This window comes from Ruegeria sp. H6 (assembly GCF_056532975.1).
In genome coordinates this window covers 687831-702601 of the sequence record NZ_JBQFOA010000001.1, presented here as the reverse complement: position 1 = coordinate 702601, position 14771 = coordinate 687831, and the positions used below count along the sequence as shown (strand labels likewise).

Here is a 14771-nt window from a genome sequence, read left to right as displayed (position 1 = left end):
GTGCCTCACTCTTTCTCGGAGAGGCGCTGGGTGACGCCATGCGCATAAATCAAGGATCGCGCTTCCAGCATCGGGTCATTTGACGGGGCAAAGCCTTCGCTCAGAATCAGCGGGTCAAAGTTGATCTCATCGCACTGGCCATCGGCCTCGGACATCGCAGCCTGCGCGGTGAACCGGGCGGCGACGATTTCCTTGTGTTCGCCCACCCACTGGACCGACGGGTCATCGACCACGTCATCCGGATTGGCCAGCGTGATCACCATATCCCAGGACACGCCGCCATTGGCGATATTCGCCTGCATGTTCTCAAGGAAGAAATCGGGATGGGTGTCGACAACGATCCCCTCCTCGCCCGAGGGGCGCAGTTCGAACCGCATGGCGGTTTCCTCACCTGCCGCGTTCACCAGATGAAAGGCGTTTCCGCTGAAATACGTCGTGCCCTCATAGGGGCGCAGCGTCTTGTCCAGCGCGCCGTGGTATTCGTTGTATTTTTTGAGCGAAGGATGCGCCGCTGCAAAAGCTTTCACCGCATCGCCCCCTGCAATCTTGGCTTGTAGCAATTCGATAAACGCCTCGCTGGTCGAGACCGGAAAGAAATGTTCCGTGTTCATCGCGATGATATGCAGGTCGTCATCGGCGGTTGTGATCTCAAGCGCGATTCCCAGCAGGTTGTATTTGTCATCCGCCGGATTTGCCTTGCCGCCTTTGTGCGAAACGCGGGCGATGACAGATGACGACCCGGTGAACAGTGGGCTGTTGGAATAGGCCCGGATGGCCGCATCCACCGGGGCCAGCGTGCCTTCGACGCAGAACCCTTTGGTGTGGTTTCTGCGCTTGCCTTCGGTGACGCCAAAAAGCTGTTCGAAGGCGGCAAAGCCACCCTCGGCATCAAAGCTGTCTTCGGCGGCGACGGGCAAGGCGGCAAGCGACAGGCTTGCGGCCAAAATGCTGGGTCTGATCATGAGGTTTCCTCGCTGACTGAATTTATATCGCTATCTAATATTTAGCACCCTAAATATTTACAATAAAAATTTTTGTGTGTTATAAACGAAGCGCGAACCTCACAATCAAGGCGACCTATCTTGCCGAAAACAGACGAAACGCTCGCCGATACCGATGTTCGGCTGGACAACCAGCTGTGTTTTGCCGTCTATGCGGCCTCACACAAGATTGAGCATTTTTATCAAACACTTCTGAAAGCGCAGGGCCTGACCTATACGCAATATCTGGTGCTGATGGCACTGTCCGAAGAGGACGGCGTATCCATTTCAAACCTCGCCAACCGTCTGGACGTATCCGGCGCGACCATGACACCCCTGTTGCGGCGACTTGAGGAAAAAGGCCTGTTGCGGCGCGAAACGCGCGAAGGGAATGAGCGGCAGAAAGTCGTCACGCTGACGGATGCCGGGCGCAATATCTGGATCAAGAGCTGCGGAATTTCTTCGGATGTCTTTGGGCAGATCGGTCTGACCCAGGCCGAAGCGGATGAGGCTATCCGCCTGTGCAGAAAGATCGCTGGCCTGTAACCTCTTGCACGGTGAGGCCCGCTTCTGCCCTCAACTGATCCTGCAGCCACTGCATGAATGCGTCAGACGGGGCATGATGCCGATCTGTCCCGGGCCGGACGAGATAATAGCCATAGTTCGACAGTTCCTGCCGCGAAAGGCGAAACAACAGCCCGTCCTCCAACTCCCGCTGTGCCAGCGTATCCAGAAGGGCAATCCCCTGCCCGTCAATCACCGATTGAACCCGCACATTCGGATCCGGAATGATCAGCGTATCCCGGCGCGTCTGGCTGGGCAGACCGGCCACCCGCAGCCAATCGGTCCAGGCATTGCTGTCGTCGTGATCGCGCAGCAAAGTGAAACGTTGCATGGCCCGCGCGAGTCCCTCCTGTTTGACGCGGCGCAGCATATCCGCGTTGCCAACCGGAAAGGCGGGCAGTGCCATGAACGGATAGACCTCGGCATCTGACCAGCGCCCGTCGCCCCAACGGATCGCCAGATCCACCCCCTGCGCATCCAGATCGAACAGTTTCAGCATCGGCTGAATGCGCAATTGGATACTGCTGTTACTTTGCATGAAAGACATCAACCGCTGTGACAGCCAGCGGGCGGCGAAATAGGTTGAGACACCAACGGTCAAACTGGCCGTATCCGTTGCTTTTATGGCTTGAACGGCGGTTTCGACAGTCTCGTATTGGCGTTGACAAGAGGCCACCAGCGACCGCCCCGCTTCGGTCAGGGTCACACCGCGTGCGCCACGCAGAAACAAAGTGGCGCCCAGGTCCGCCTCAAGCGTCTTGATCTGATAGCTGACCGCCCCCTTGGTCATATTCAACGCATGGGCGGCGTCCGAAAAACTGGGATAGCGCGAAATCTCGACAAACAGACGCAGGATATCGTGGTGGCGAAACAAGCTGGGCATGAACCACAGCGTATAATTTTTTTGAACGGTTTGTCCAAAAAAACTCGCTTGATGAAAATCACCAAAACCAAAACATACACCGACACAGCATTCAGGGAGGGGTGTGGATGAGAGGCGTAGACACAAGCGAACATATCTCTCAGCGCGGCAAGAAACGCCGGGGGCGGCTGTCGCGCCACAATGCCCCAGCTGAAACGCCGCGGCTTCAAAGCCGCAAGATCCCGGCCTATCGGGTGTTGGACGATGCCGCACTGACCCGGATCGAGGAACAGGCCGACTGGATACTGGACACGATCGGCGTTGAATTCCGCACTGACCCCATCGCGTTGGAACTATTTGCCAATGCAGGTGCGCGTGTCGAAGGGGAACGCGTTCAGTTTGATCCCGGGCTTGTGCGACAGCTCTGCGCCACCGCCCCGGCCGAGTTTCAGCTCCATGGCCGCAGCACCGACCACACGGTCACGGTGGGCGGCGATAATGTGGTGCTGACGCCGGGATATGGCTCACCCTTTGTGACCGATCTGGAAGGCGGACGGCGCTATGCGACGCTGGAGGATTTCCAGAACTTTGTAAAACTGGCCTATATGTCGCCCTGGCTGCATCACTCCGGCGGCACGATTGTCGAACCGACAGATGTGCCGGTGAACAAGCGCCATCTGGACATGATGCTGGCCCATCTGACCCTGTCGACCAAACCTTTCATGGGCGGCGTAACCGCGCCTGATCGTGCGCAAGATTGCATTGCCATGGCACGACTTGTGTTCGGCGATACTTTCATGGCCGAAAACGCGGTTATTCAGGCCAATATCAATGTGAACTCGCCGTTGATCTATGACGACACCATGTCCACGGCGCTGCGCGTCTACGCCAAGGCAAACCAATGTGTCTGCGTCTCTCCCGCCATCTTTGCCGGTGCGATGGGACCGCTGTCGCCCGCCGCCGTCGCCGCGCAAACCCTGGCCGAGGCGATGGTCGGCATCGCGCTGACACAGCTTGTGAACCCCGGATGCCCGGTGGTTATGGGCAGTTTCCATTCTACGATGAACCTGCGGACCGGGGGGCTGACCTTTGGCTCGCCCGAGGCCAACATCACCACCATGGCCCTGTCTCAGCTCGGCCACAGGCTAGGCGTGCCGGTGCGGTCAGGCGGCGGGCAGATCACCAGTTCGAACGCACCCGACGGGCAGGCGATGCAGGACAGCACCGGCGCGATGTGGTCCACGCTCTTGTCCGGCGGGCATCAGGTCTGGCACGCGGCGGGCTGGCTCGAAGGCGGGCTGGTGATGTCCTATGAGAAATTCATCATGGATCTGGATCACTGCGGCGCGATGATGAAGATGTTGCAGGGCTTTGACACGGATGACGAAGCCTTTGGCCGCGACGCCTATCAAGAGGTCGGACCGGGCGAAAACTTCCTGTCCACCAGCCACACGCTGCGCCACTATACCAACGCCAATTACCAGCCCCAGATCGCTGATGCAGGCCCATATGAGACATGGGCCGAAGCCGGACAGCAAACGGCGGATCAGCGCGCCGCCGCGCAGTGGCGGCAGATGTTGCACGACTATGAACAGCCCCAGATGCAGGACAGCGTGCGCGACGCGCTGACCGAATTTGTGGCCGTACGCAAAGCTTCAATGCCTGACGAATGGCACTAAGAAAGGTAGAAGAATGACCGCAGAACTCAGCCGGACCTCTGCCCTCGCCTCACGGCACACTGCTCTGGGATCGGGGCTGGAAGACTGGAACGGGATGGGCACGGCCTGGACGTATAACACCGACCCCAACGATGAACATGACGCGGTGCGCGAACGGGCAGGCATGTTCGACATGTCGCCCTTGAAAAAGGTTTTTGTGCGGGGCGCGGACGCGCAGACGGTGCTGGATCACCTGACCACCCGCGATCTGTCCAAGGTGACGCCGGGCAAGGCGGCCTATCTGTGCGTGCTGACCGACAATGGCGGTATCGCGGATGATGCAATCGTGTCGAACAATGGTGGCGACGAATGGATGATCGTACACGGCTCGGGCGACACGATGGCCCTGCTGGAAGCCTCGGCTGAGGGTAAGGATGTGCAGGTCGAATTCACCGATGCACTGCATGATCTGTCGGTTCAGGGTCCGGCCTCGTTGGAGATTCTGGACGCAAACTGTGATATTGATCTGGCCGCGATGAGGTATTTCCATCACGCCCCGGCCACCCTGTTCGGCCATCCCTGCCGCATCTCGCGCACTGGCTATTCCGGCGAGCGCGGGTATGAGGTCTTTGCCGACGGCACCGTGATCACCGACATCTGGGACAAGCTGGTTGAAGCCGGCGTAATGCCCTGTTCCTTCACCGCGCTGGACAAGGTGCGGATCGAAGCCGGGCTGCTGTTCTATGGTTATGACATGACCGAAGACAACACTCCCTGGGAGGTTGGCCTTGGCTTTACCGTCAGCAAGAACAAGGGCGATTTCCGCGGGAAAGAGGCCGTTCTGGCCGCTGGCGGCAATGAGAAAACCCAGAATGTTTGCCTTGAGATCAACCACCCCGACATGGTCGAAGGCGGTGAAACGCTGACGCTGGACGGGCAGGAGATCGGTGTGGTCAACAGCCCCTGCTATTCGCACCGGATGCAGAAATCTCTGGCGCTGGCGCATATCAAACCCGGTGTTCCGGTCGGAGCCGAAATTCAGGTAAACAGCGATAGCGTGACGACCGACGCCGTTGTGGTTGCCAGCCCGATCTACGACCCCGAGAAAACGCGCACCCACGCGTAAGAGCCGCGCTTTTGTTCCGCGATCAGAACCGGGCCAACACTGGCCCGGTTTTCTCTATTCAGCGTCCTGAATTGTCTGGATCACGGCGGCGCTGATCGCCTGCAACGCCATGTTGCGTGTTTCAAAATCGTGGTCCGCATCCGACAGGAACAGGACGGCAATCCACGGGTCATCGCCCTTGGGCGCAATCACCGCAATCAGGTTGCGCGTTTGATCGCCGCCACCGGATTTGTCGAAGATTTCCCACGTGTCGGGCGCGGTCTGCCGCAGCAGTGCCTGCGTTACCCCTCCGGGACGCATCCAATCGGCCAGTTGGCGGCGCGAGACATCTGGCAGCGCATCGCCCAGCAGCAGGCGCTCCATCATCTCAGCCATCGCGCGCGGGGTTGAGGTGTCGCGCGGATCACCTGGGTTGAAGCTGTTCAAATCCGGCTCGGGTCGGTCCAGACGGCTGGTGGTATCCCCGATACTGCGAAAGAACTGCGTCACCGCCTGCGGCCCGCCCAGCCGGTCGATCAGCAGGTTTGTGGCGGGATTGTCGCTCAGGTCAACGGCGGCCAGACACAGTTCGGAAAGCGTCATGCTTGACCCGACTTTCGTCTCGGTCACAGGCGCCCAGGGGATCAGATCGCTATCACGCACCGGCACCTCTTCGGTCAGGTCCAAAGCCCTGGCATCGCGCTGCGCAAGAACGGCGGCGCAGATCGGCACCTTGACGGTGCTGTTCATCAAAAACCGCTCATCGGCGCGGTGGCTCCATCCCTGACCCGTGGCGGTATCAACCAGTACAACGCCAACGCGGGCCTCAAGTTGGTCTTCGATGCCCGCAACCGTGTCGGACAGCTCCTGATAAGGCGCGGCGAACACGCCTGAGGCCAGTGACAAAACCAACGCAACCGTGATCGGAATCGGCGCAAAACGCATAAGATCATCCTTTGATAAAGTGCGACCCCTGTCAGAGGTGCCGCATCAGTTGATGTAATGAAGACCTTCTAAATCAGCTTGGAAACTCACCTCAAACCAGAAATACTAAGACACACCATTAGATGAGGTTATGTCATGGACCGTCCCGATCTACCCCTGAACGGTCTGCGCGCCTTTGAGGTCGCCATGCGGCAGGGCAGTTTTACCGCCGCAGCCATCGAACTGCGCGTAACGCAAGCCGCCGTCAGCCAACAGATCGCCCGGCTGGAGGATCTGCTGGGTGCAACCCTGTTTCTGCGCAGCTCTCAAGGGTTGGTGCCCACCGACGAGGGGCGGGCACTGTTTCCGATCCTTGAACAGGGGTTCGACACGATGTCCCGCGCGCTGGACCGTGTGACCGGGCGGCGCGATGCCGAGGCGTTGAATCTGGGCGTTAATACCACCTTTGCACTGGGGTGGCTGCTGCCGCGTTTGGAGGCCTTTCGCATCGCCTGCCCCGAGGTCGACCTGCGGGTTTCGACCCACAACAACCGTGTCGACATTCTGCGCGAAGGTTTGGATATGGCCATCCGCTTTGGCAGCGCCCATTGGACGGGGCATGACACGTTGCCGCTGATTGAAACACCCCTGTCCCCGCTATGTGCCCCGTCACTGGCACCCGCGTTGCAGACCCCTGCCGATCTGGTGCAGATCGGGCTGTTGCGCAGCTATCGCAGTGCGGAATGGCCCGCGTGGTTTCAACATGCTGGTACGCCCTGCCCGAAGGTTTCCGGCCCGGTCTTCGACAGCTCTCTGGCATTGGCCGAGGCTGCATGCGCGCAGGCAGGGGCCGCATTGTTGCCGGTTGCCATGTTCACGCGGTATCTAACCCAGGGCCGTCTGGTGCAGCCGTTCACGACCACTGTTTCGGTTGGCCATTATTATCTGGCATGGCCGTCCGAACGGCCCCGGACGCAGGCCATGGCGGTGTTTTCAGATTGGATAACTGCCCAATTCGCGGGTGGGAACGGGCCGATGGACAACCTGCCCTGGCACGGCCATACTGCGCCGGTTGAGTAATAGGGGCAGTCTCATAATGTGGTCAGGAACGGTTGTTGCGTGTCACCTTGCCCCGCGATCCTTTTTGCCGATGCGCGCCGTGCCGACGCTGGATCTGGTGGCAGGCGTTGGCATCACGGGCGACCGCTATGCCTCGGAAAACGGGTTCTATTCGGACCGTCCGGAAGAAGGCCGTCAGATCACGCTGTTTGAGGCTGAGGCGCTGGAGGCCATCAAGCGGGACTATGGCATCGACCTGGCCCCGCATGAACACCGGCGCAATGTGACAACCCGCAATGTGCCGCTGAACCATCTGGTTGGACAGCAATTCCGTATCGGCCCCTGTCTGCTGGAGGCGACGCGCCTGTCGACCCCCTGCCGCCATATCGAACAGATCACGGGCAAACAGATTTTCGACCCGATGATCCACCGCTCGGGCCTGCATGCGCGCATCCTGCAAGGCGGTGCCTTGTCGGTCGGCGACCCGATTTCCCCCGCGTGAAAGACAGACAGATGGCCAAGGCAATTCACCGCGTCAGCACCGTCATCCGCGCCGCAGACCAGATCGCAACCGGCATCCGGCACCTGCACCTGCAAGACCCCGACGGGTGGGAGCTGCCGCCTTTCACCCCCGGCGCGCATATTGACCTGCATCTGCCCAGCGGCGCGATCCGGCAGTATTCCCTGTGCGGCGACCCTGCCGCCAATACCGCCTATGACATCGCGGTGCTGCGCGACCCGGATGGCCGGGGCGGATCGTGTGAGGTGCATGACCTGCCGGTTGGCACGCCGCTGTTGGTCTCGCTTCCGCGCAACCTGTTGCCGCTGGTCGACTGCGACCACACGGTTCTGATCGCGGGCGGGATCGGCATCACACCGTTCATCCCGATGATCCACCACCTGCTGCGCACGGGCCAGAGCTTTGCGCTGCATTATTCGTTCCGCCATCGCAGCTCGGCGGCGTTTGTGGACTGGCTTGAGGAACGCTGCCCCAATCAGGTGGTCTGTCATGACACCAGCCAGACGGGCCGGATGGATATTCAGGGGGTTCTGTCCACCCTCTCGCCGCATTCCCATGTCTATTGTTGCGGGCCGCAGCCGATGATCGAGGATGTCCTGCGCCTTGGCGCAGCGATGAGTGACCGTATCCATGTGGAATCCTTTGGCGGGCAAAGCGATCCGGCGCAAAAGGCTTATGATATCCACCTGCACCGGTCAGGGCGTGTGATCCCGGTGGTCGAAGGCCAAACCATGCTTGAGGCACTGCGCGCTGCTGACGTCGAAGTTCCCGCCTCGTGCGAGGGCGGGATCTGTCTGGACTGCAAGACGCGGTATTTTGCCGGAACGCCGGATCATCGCGACATCACTATGGCCAAGACGGACCGGGATGCGTTTCTGACGCCCTGCGTGTCGGGCTGTGTTGGGGATCGGATCGTTCTGGACCTCTAGCACCGCAGTCCTGCAAATGATCCGACGGACGGGCCGTTACCCCTCCAGCCGTTTGCTTTGATCCTCGGACAGATCACCGCCTGCCATTTTCGCAAAGGCACCGCGCCAGCCGTCGGCCAGTTCGGGCAGCACCGCCAGGGCTTCGGCCTCTGCCACCGTGACCTTGCGGGTCAGCCGGGCCAGTGTGACACGCCGGACGCTCCACTCCGGCTGCGGGCGTTCCAGCAAGGTGATCTGATCGCCCGCCCCGGCCTCTCCCCGGTCCAGCACGCGGTAATACCAGCCGGTGCGCCCGGTCGCCTGAAACTTGTAGGCCATACGTTTGTTGCCGGTGTGTTCGGACACTTTCCGACAAGGCTGCCGCCCTTGGCTGATCTGCACACGGGCGGTGCCCAGTTGCAGAATGTCGCCCACGCACAAGCTGTCTTCGGTCATCCCGTGGGTTGCGATGTTTTCGCCAAATGCCGCCGGAACGCTGCCTTGCGGAATGTCCCCTTCGGCCATCCACGCCGGGTAGTGATCGGTTGCATAATGGTGGATCGCCTTGTCCGCCCCGCCATGGTTTTCAAGGTCGGCCTGCTGATCCGCAACAAAGCCGCCTTCGTCAATTGCATGTCGCCCCTGTACGGCGGTTTTGCCGATGGCCGAGGGCGGGCGCCCCTCCCACCGATGCTGTATCGTGCCCAGAAACAGCCCTTCGATCGGGGCTGACAGTTCAATCGTGGTCATTTATTCACCTGTTCAAAACAAATCTGATCGGCTTCCTGTTCGGTCAGGGGAACCGATAGCAGGCCGCATGTGCGCCCATCCGGCCCTGCCTTGTGATGGCGGCAGGTTTTGCACACGCCAAAGCCGGGCGCATCCCTTTCCTGCAACACGGTGCCCAGCACCTGCATCAGCAGATCGCGCAGGGCCTCGGACCCCACCTCCGGCATCCCGGCAATCGCGGTTTCCAGCAGCGACGCAGTCTGCACCACGTCTTCGCCCTTTGCGGTCAGGTCATAGCTGATGACACGTTTATCAAGGGCCGAGCGTTTTTCGCTGACATAGCCCTTTTGCAAGAGCGACTTGAGCGATTGCGACACCGTTCCACGCGTGCTGCCCAAATAATCGGACAGGTGCGAGGGGCTGCGCGAAAATCGGTTGGCCTGCGCCAGATAGCTGAGCGCGGCCCGTTGGGTCGGGTTCAGATCGCCATCCCATCCTGACGCCGCATCCAGGCGGGCAAGGCGGGTGATCAGCTCTCGGACATGAAGCGGTGTCTGCATGGGCAATATGTAGCGAGTCGAAATTACTATTGCAATAGTTTCGACTCGCTACTATTAGTGAGTCGACATCATGTCTCACACGAAAGGAAACGCCATGAGATTTGCTTGCCTGACAGCCGCCGCCCTGCTGGCCACCACCGCCGCCTATGCCGGTGAGGGGCATCATCACAAAGTGACATCGCCTACCGATACCAATATCGTCGCCGATTTCGACATCGTCGCCGCCGAGGTTGAGATCAACGGCCGCTTTGCCACCTTCCGCATGTCTTCGGCAGGCACTGCCGGGGCCACCACGCTGGAAGGAAACGGAAATGGCGCACCCGGCGCGGATATCTGGGCCTATGTCTGGCCCACCACGCTGGACCCTTCGGCTGTTGGATTCGGCAAGGAAACCGGCATTCTGGCGCTGGCCGCAACCAACCACCCCGATTTCGACGACACGCCGCTGTTTGATGAAAATGTCGATGGCGATACGGGCAATGATGGCGGCCACTGGCACAGCCACTGGGTGGTTCTGACCCCCAACGAAGAATGCGGCCCCGGCGCGCTGGCCGTGCGTGACGTTCCCGAAGGGGAAACCCCCGTCATGCCCGCGACATGGCCCGGTGTGCCCTTCTATCTGGACAGCCCCGGCTTTACCCCGGTTTTCAACGGCCCCGAGATCACCATCAATGTGGTTCTGGCCAATTCCGACATCAGCGCTTTGCAGGGGGTCAATTTCGACGGTGTGACCACCGCGCTGCGGGTGGATTCCGATTTTCACGCGCCGCATGTCTGCGTGGTCGACGTGTTTGACATCGCCTCGGGCGATCTGAGCCTGCCGGGTGAGATCGAATAAGATCCCCACAAAAAACTGGCGCCCCAGATCGGGGCGCCAGAGTAAGCTTTAGACGGTTGCGACCTCTTCGCCGCTGTCTTTCCAGCCCTGTTTTTCCTCTTCCGTCGCCTTGGGCGAGAACCACCCGACCGACGCGTAGAAGATACCGATCACCGGCGACAACCAACAGGCAAAGGCCAGCGGGATATACAGGAGGTTCTCAAAGTTCCCGTCTGCAATGCCCAGACCCAATGCGGTGATGACAAAGGCACCGCCCGCGTTCCAGGGGATCAGAGGCGACACAAGCGTTCCGCCCTCTTCCACCGCACGCGCCAGGTTCAGCGTTGAATAGCCCATGCCGCGATAGACCGGCGCATACATGCGGCCCGGCAATGCAATCGACAGATAGGGATCACCCGCCACCGTGTTGGTTGCGACCGAGGTCAGGATGGCCGAGGTCTGGATGCCCGCAAAGGTTTTCACCTTCGAGATGATCACCGCAATGATCGCCTGCAAACAGCCCACACGCTCCAACGCGCCACCAAAGCCAAGCGCCAGCAGCACCAGCGAGATGGTCCACATCATCGACTGGATACCACCACGGTTCAGCAGCGGGTCGATCTCGGGCACGCCGGTATCAATGGTGTAGCCGCTGTTGGCGAAGGTAAAGGTTTCATGCAGACCATGCCCTTGCAGGAAGATCGCCATCAGGCCACCCACCACGGCACCGGCAAACAGGCTGGGGATCGGGGGCTGCTTCATCACCGCCAGGATGATGACCAACGCCGCAGGCAGCAGCATGATCGGAGAAATCCAGAACGCATCCTGCAAGGCATTTGTGATGGTATCAATCCGCTCGAACGAGACCTGCGTGGTGTCGATGACCGTGAATCCCACGACAAAATAGATCACAAGCGCGATCAGCATCGACGGCACCGTGGTCGGCAGCATGTTGCGGATATGGTCGAACAGGTTGGTCCCCGTCACCGCCGGGGCAAGGTTGGTGGTGTCGGACAGGGGCGAGATCTTGTCGCCAAAGAACGCTCCCGATACAACCGCGCCTGCGGTCCAGTACATCGGAATGCCAAAGCCCGCGCCAATACCCATCAGCGCCAGACCGACCGTACCCGTGGTTCCCCACGACGTCCCCAGCGATACCGAGACGATGGCACAGAGCAACATGCCAGCGGCCAGGAATAGCTCGGGCGACAGGATCTTCAGGCCATAATAGATCAGCGTCGGCACCGTGCCGCTGGCGATCCAGACCCCGATGATCATGCCTACCGTGATCAGAATCGAAACGGACGGCAACGAGATGTTGATGACGTGGAACACGCCTTCTTCGATGCTTGGCCATTTGTGACCCAGGGTCAGGCCAACGATACCGGTGATGGCGATACCAAAGGCCAACGGGATATGAGGTGTGAAATCCCCAAAGTAAAATAGCTGAACCCCCAGAACGATGAGTGTCAGCACGATCGGAACCAGGGCCAACCCGAGGCTGGGCTGCCGTATTGTCTGATCAGTCGTCATATATGAACCTCCCTATTCAGATCGGCCAAAAGACGTCGACAAAAGCCCGTTCCAGGCCCGGCCGCACTATGCAAACCGGACTGACGGGAATTTGAGTCTTTTCTACCGATCCCACAGCGTCGCAACTTTTGTCTCAAACAGATTGTAAAAATGCGCAGATTCGCGCTTAAAATTGCGCAATACACCTGATGTGACAGATCCTTCGGATTGATTTCAAAGCCCTTTCTCACAGCAGTTTCCGTTTCCAATTTCCAAAACTCTCGTCTGTTGGCATCCATCAAACCGGCCCGAGAAAGTTGGAAGATTGGATTCGGGAGTGTTTTTAAATATTACTTTATTTATTAATACGTATTACTTAATGTGACTACAACAAAAACGAATCGAACGAGACTCGGGTATGCAATCCCAAAAGATCAGAATTCTTGGCGATTGGGGGACAACACACCTTCGGATGTGGCTAGTCCGCCCGAATGGCGAGGTTCTGGACAGCCTGATTTCCGATCAGGGCGCCGGGTCGGTATCCGGGCAGGAGGCCCGAGAGGCATTTCTGCAGCTCACCGCAGCGTGGCGGGGCTCATACGCCATCGAACAGGCCTTGCTTTGCGGAATGGTCGGCAAAAAAGGCGGCTGGATCGAAGCGCCCTATCTGCCTGCAGACTACACAGGCGCGCTTTCTGCGCATCTGACGCGTATTTCGGTCGGGGATCTGGATGTCTTTGTCATTCCCGGCCTGAAATCCCCGTCTCAGGACGATGTGATGCGGGGGGAAGAGACCCAGATTATCGGCATGATGCAGGCCGTCCCCGGCTATACCGGCAGGGTCTGCATGCCCGGCACGCACAGCAAATGGTGCCAGATTTCCGATGGCCGGATCACAGGGTTTCACACCGAAATGACCGGCGAGCTGTTTGCTTTGCTGTGCCGGAATTCCTTGCTGCGCGACGCACTTGGAAGCGGATATGTGCAGGCCGATTTCGACCATGGTGTTGCCGAAGGGCTGGATGGGGTTCGGGCGATGAGCCACCTGTTCAGCATTCGCGCCAATTGGTTGCTGAAGGGCACAGCCCCGGAACAGGGCGTTTCGCGCCTGTCGGGGTTGCTGATCGGGTCCGAGATCGCGCGCGCGCAGCAATTTGCGCCGCTGGACCGGGTTCATCTGATTGGATCCTCCGAACTGAACCAGCGATATCACCGCGCCCTGAATCTGGCCGGCGTCGAAGCCACCTGCCATTCGGGCGAGGATCTCGTGTTTCGGGGTCTGACCGGAATAGCCCGCGACCTGGGGGCATTCGTAGATGGCTGACCCCACAACTCTCCCCCTGATTTGCGAGGGCTGCCAACCGTCTGGCCCATCTAGTGTATTTTTGAAAGCAATGGCATGAAGATCACCAGGATTACCCCCCATATCTGCAACGCCGGGATGCGGAACTGGATTTTCGTCAAGGTCGAAACCGACGAACCGGGCCTGTTTGGCTGGGGCGAGGCGACGCTGGAATGGAAAACCCGGGCGGTCAGCGGCGCGCTGGAAGATCTGGAGCCGCTGCTGGCAGGCACCGATCCGCGCGACATCGAGCAGGCCATGCAGCGGATGCTGCGCCACGGATTCTGGCGGCTGGGCGTTGTCGGCATGAGTGCGGTCAGCGGTATCGAAATCGCACTGTGGGATATTCTGGGCAAATCCCTGAACACGCCGGTCTGGCGACTTTTGGGTGGCAAGACTCGCGACTATCTGCGCAGCTACACTCATCTGGGGATGGGCAATCAGCAGGCGGTCTACAACACCGACACGGTGTCGGAACTGAAAGATCGCGCGCAAGAGGTGATCGGGCTGGGCTATGACGCGCTCAAGGTCGTTTGCATTCCCTATACGCATTACCTCAGCAATCATGCGGCGGTGCGCGAAACCGACGAGATGTTTTCGGCCCTGCGGCAGGCGGTCGGCAGCAAGGTCGATATCATGGTCGATTTCCATGGTCGCCCCGCCTCGGCCGCTGCGGCGCGCCCTTATATCGACGTTCTGTCGCAATACGGCATCATGTTCGCGGAAGAGCCTGTGCCGCCCGAGGATATCGAAGGCCACGCAGCCCTGACCGCCGAGGGCAAGGTGCCGATTGCCAGCGGTGAACGTTTGATTGGCCGTCGTGAATTTGATCCGGCGATCAGCGCCCGGGCCTTTGACATCGCGCAGCCCGACATCGTGCATGCAGGCGGCCTTTGGGAGGCGCGCAAAATCGCGGCCCGTGCAGAAACCGCCGGGATCGGGCTTGCGCCGCATAACCCGCTGGGGCCGATTGCCGGGGTTGCGGCACTGCACTTCGGCATAGCCACCCCCAATGTGGTCATTCAGGAAGAGATGGTCGGCGCTGTGCCCTGGTATGATGATGTGGTGTCCTGGCCGATCAAACGGAAACCCGGTCGTTGGGACATCCCTGATGCGCCCGGGCTGGGGGTTGAGGTCAACGAAGAGGCCATCGCCGCACATCCTTTCAAACAAGAGCCCTTTGCCACCGCTCAGGCGGTTGGTCCTGACGGGCTTATTCTGGATTGGTAAG

At 59.8% G+C, this 14771-nt stretch carries 15 protein-coding genes; 9 read left to right on the top strand and 6 right to left on the bottom strand.

Translation table 11 applies throughout. From position 1 onward, the window contains the following. Positions 1–5: 5 nt before the first annotated feature. Positions 6–962 carry a catalase gene (locus ACR0AG_RS03345; protein WP_480836422.1) on the bottom strand — a complete coding sequence of 319 codons (957 nt, stop codon included), beginning with the start codon at positions 960–962 and terminating at the stop codon, positions 6–8. A gap of 120 nt (positions 963–1082) precedes the next feature. Between ACR0AG_RS03345 and ACR0AG_RS03340 the strand changes: the two genes are divergently transcribed. Further along, complete coding sequence (locus ACR0AG_RS03340; protein WP_480836420.1) at positions 1083–1526, top strand: MarR family winged helix-turn-helix transcriptional regulator; 444 nt, start codon at positions 1083–1085, stop codon at positions 1524–1526. Here ACR0AG_RS03340 and ACR0AG_RS03335 read toward each other — a convergent pair. Next, on the bottom strand, positions 1492–2427 hold the full coding sequence (locus tag ACR0AG_RS03335) for a LysR substrate-binding domain-containing protein (protein ID WP_480836418.1): 936 nt from the start codon (positions 2425–2427) through the stop codon (positions 1492–1494). The two genes, ACR0AG_RS03340 and ACR0AG_RS03335, sit on opposite strands and share 35 nt — an antisense overlap. A 107-nt stretch (positions 2428–2534) precedes the next feature. Between ACR0AG_RS03335 and ACR0AG_RS03330 the strand changes: the two genes are divergently transcribed. Both ACR0AG_RS03330 and ACR0AG_RS03325 read left to right on the top strand, forming a co-directional pair. Further along, positions 2535–4085: a trimethylamine methyltransferase family protein gene (locus tag ACR0AG_RS03330; protein ID WP_480836416.1), complete on the top strand. Its 1551-nt coding sequence runs from the start codon at positions 2535–2537 to the stop codon at positions 4083–4085. Positions 4086–4098: 13 nt separating this feature from the next. Beyond that, the gene (locus ACR0AG_RS03325; RefSeq protein WP_480836414.1) at positions 4099–5190 is read left to right on the top strand and encodes an aminomethyl transferase family protein; all 1092 of its coding nucleotides are present in this window, start codon (positions 4099–4101) and stop codon (positions 5188–5190) included. Positions 5191–5244: 54 nt separating this feature from the next. On the opposite strand, the gene bla is transcribed toward ACR0AG_RS03325, so the two are convergent. Continuing rightward, positions 5245–6114: a class A beta-lactamase gene (gene bla / locus ACR0AG_RS03320; RefSeq protein ID WP_480836413.1), complete on the bottom strand. Its 870-nt coding sequence runs from the start codon at positions 6112–6114 to the stop codon at positions 5245–5247. Between the two features lie 135 nt (positions 6115–6249). Between bla and ACR0AG_RS03315 the strand changes: the two genes are divergently transcribed. The 3 genes from ACR0AG_RS03315 to ACR0AG_RS03305 all read left to right on the top strand — a co-directional run bounded on the left by ACR0AG_RS03315 (position 6250) and on the right by ACR0AG_RS03305 (position 8601). Then, a complete protein-coding gene (locus ACR0AG_RS03315; RefSeq protein ID WP_480836411.1) occupies positions 6250–7173 on the top strand; it encodes a LysR family transcriptional regulator in 924 nt (307 codons plus the stop codon). Positions 7174–7243: 70 nt separating this feature from the next. Beyond that, positions 7244–7654: an MOSC domain-containing protein gene (locus ACR0AG_RS03310; protein WP_480836410.1), complete on the top strand. Its 411-nt coding sequence runs from the start codon at positions 7244–7246 to the stop codon at positions 7652–7654. Beyond that, positions 7651–8601 (top strand): PDR/VanB family oxidoreductase, encoded by a 951-nt coding sequence (locus ACR0AG_RS03305; RefSeq protein ID WP_480836408.1) that lies wholly within the window; start codon positions 7651–7653, stop codon positions 8599–8601. Before ACR0AG_RS03310 ends, ACR0AG_RS03305 begins: the two co-directional genes overlap by 4 nt. A gap of 36 nt (positions 8602–8637) precedes the next feature. Here the strand turns inward: ACR0AG_RS03305 and ACR0AG_RS03300 are convergent, their stop codons facing one another. Continuing rightward, complete coding sequence (locus ACR0AG_RS03300) at positions 8638–9330, bottom strand: MOSC domain-containing protein (RefSeq protein WP_480836407.1); 693 nt, start codon at positions 9328–9330, stop codon at positions 8638–8640. Then, positions 9327–9869 carry a MarR family winged helix-turn-helix transcriptional regulator gene (locus ACR0AG_RS03295; protein ID WP_480836405.1) on the bottom strand — a complete coding sequence of 181 codons (543 nt, stop codon included), beginning with the start codon at positions 9867–9869 and terminating at the stop codon, positions 9327–9329. The genes ACR0AG_RS03300 and ACR0AG_RS03295 overlap by 4 nt, the downstream gene beginning before the upstream one ends. A 94-nt stretch (positions 9870–9963) precedes the next feature. Between ACR0AG_RS03295 and ACR0AG_RS03290 the strand changes: the two genes are divergently transcribed. Beyond that, the gene (locus tag ACR0AG_RS03290) at positions 9964–10707 is read left to right on the top strand and encodes a hypothetical protein (protein WP_480836404.1); all 744 of its coding nucleotides are present in this window, start codon (positions 9964–9966) and stop codon (positions 10705–10707) included. A gap of 48 nt (positions 10708–10755) precedes the next feature. On the opposite strand, the gene nhaC is transcribed toward ACR0AG_RS03290, so the two are convergent. Beyond that, positions 10756–12219 (bottom strand): Na+/H+ antiporter NhaC, encoded by a 1464-nt coding sequence (gene nhaC, locus ACR0AG_RS03285; RefSeq protein WP_480836402.1) that lies wholly within the window; start codon positions 12217–12219, stop codon positions 10756–10758. A gap of 397 nt (positions 12220–12616) precedes the next feature. On the opposite strand from nhaC, the gene ACR0AG_RS03280 reads away from it, so the two are divergent. Both ACR0AG_RS03280 and ACR0AG_RS03275 read left to right on the top strand, forming a co-directional pair. Next, positions 12617–13522, top strand: a complete 906-nt coding sequence (locus tag ACR0AG_RS03280) for a 2-dehydro-3-deoxygalactonokinase (protein ID WP_480836400.1) — start codon at positions 12617–12619, stop codon at positions 13520–13522. Between the two features lie 75 nt (positions 13523–13597). Beyond that, positions 13598–14770: an enolase C-terminal domain-like protein gene (locus ACR0AG_RS03275; RefSeq protein ID WP_480836398.1), complete on the top strand. Its 1173-nt coding sequence runs from the start codon at positions 13598–13600 to the stop codon at positions 14768–14770. Position 14771 lies beyond the last annotated feature (1 nt).

Excerpts from the sequence above, each read along its gene's own strand:
- ACR0AG_RS03345 (WP_480836422.1), bottom strand. The coding sequence starts at position 962 with ATGATCAGACCCAGCATTTTGGCCGCAAGCCTGTCGCTTGCCGCCTTG.
- ACR0AG_RS03335 (WP_480836418.1), bottom strand. The coding sequence starts at position 2,427 with ATGCCCAGCTTGTTTCGCCACCACGATATCCTGCGTCTGTTTGTCGAG.
- ACR0AG_RS03330 (WP_480836416.1), top strand. The coding sequence starts at position 2,535 with ATGAGAGGCGTAGACACAAGCGAACATATCTCTCAGCGCGGCAAGAAA.
- ACR0AG_RS03325 (WP_480836414.1), top strand. The coding sequence starts at position 4,099 with ATGACCGCAGAACTCAGCCGGACCTCTGCCCTCGCCTCACGGCACACT.
- bla (WP_480836413.1), bottom strand. The coding sequence starts at position 6,114 with ATGCGTTTTGCGCCGATTCCGATCACGGTTGCGTTGGTTTTGTCACTG.
- ACR0AG_RS03315 (WP_480836411.1), top strand. The coding sequence starts at position 6,250 with ATGGACCGTCCCGATCTACCCCTGAACGGTCTGCGCGCCTTTGAGGTC.
- ACR0AG_RS03310 (WP_480836410.1), top strand. The coding sequence starts at position 7,244 with ATGCGCGCCGTGCCGACGCTGGATCTGGTGGCAGGCGTTGGCATCACG.
- ACR0AG_RS03300 (WP_480836407.1), bottom strand. The coding sequence starts at position 9,330 with ATGACCACGATTGAACTGTCAGCCCCGATCGAAGGGCTGTTTCTGGGC.
- ACR0AG_RS03295 (WP_480836405.1), bottom strand. The coding sequence starts at position 9,869 with ATGCAGACACCGCTTCATGTCCGAGAGCTGATCACCCGCCTTGCCCGC.
- ACR0AG_RS03290 (WP_480836404.1), top strand. The coding sequence starts at position 9,964 with ATGAGATTTGCTTGCCTGACAGCCGCCGCCCTGCTGGCCACCACCGCC.
- nhaC (WP_480836402.1), bottom strand. The coding sequence starts at position 12,219 with ATGACGACTGATCAGACAATACGGCAGCCCAGCCTCGGGTTGGCCCTG.
- ACR0AG_RS03280 (WP_480836400.1), top strand. The coding sequence starts at position 12,617 with ATGCAATCCCAAAAGATCAGAATTCTTGGCGATTGGGGGACAACACAC.
- ACR0AG_RS03275 (WP_480836398.1), top strand. The coding sequence starts at position 13,598 with ATGAAGATCACCAGGATTACCCCCCATATCTGCAACGCCGGGATGCGG.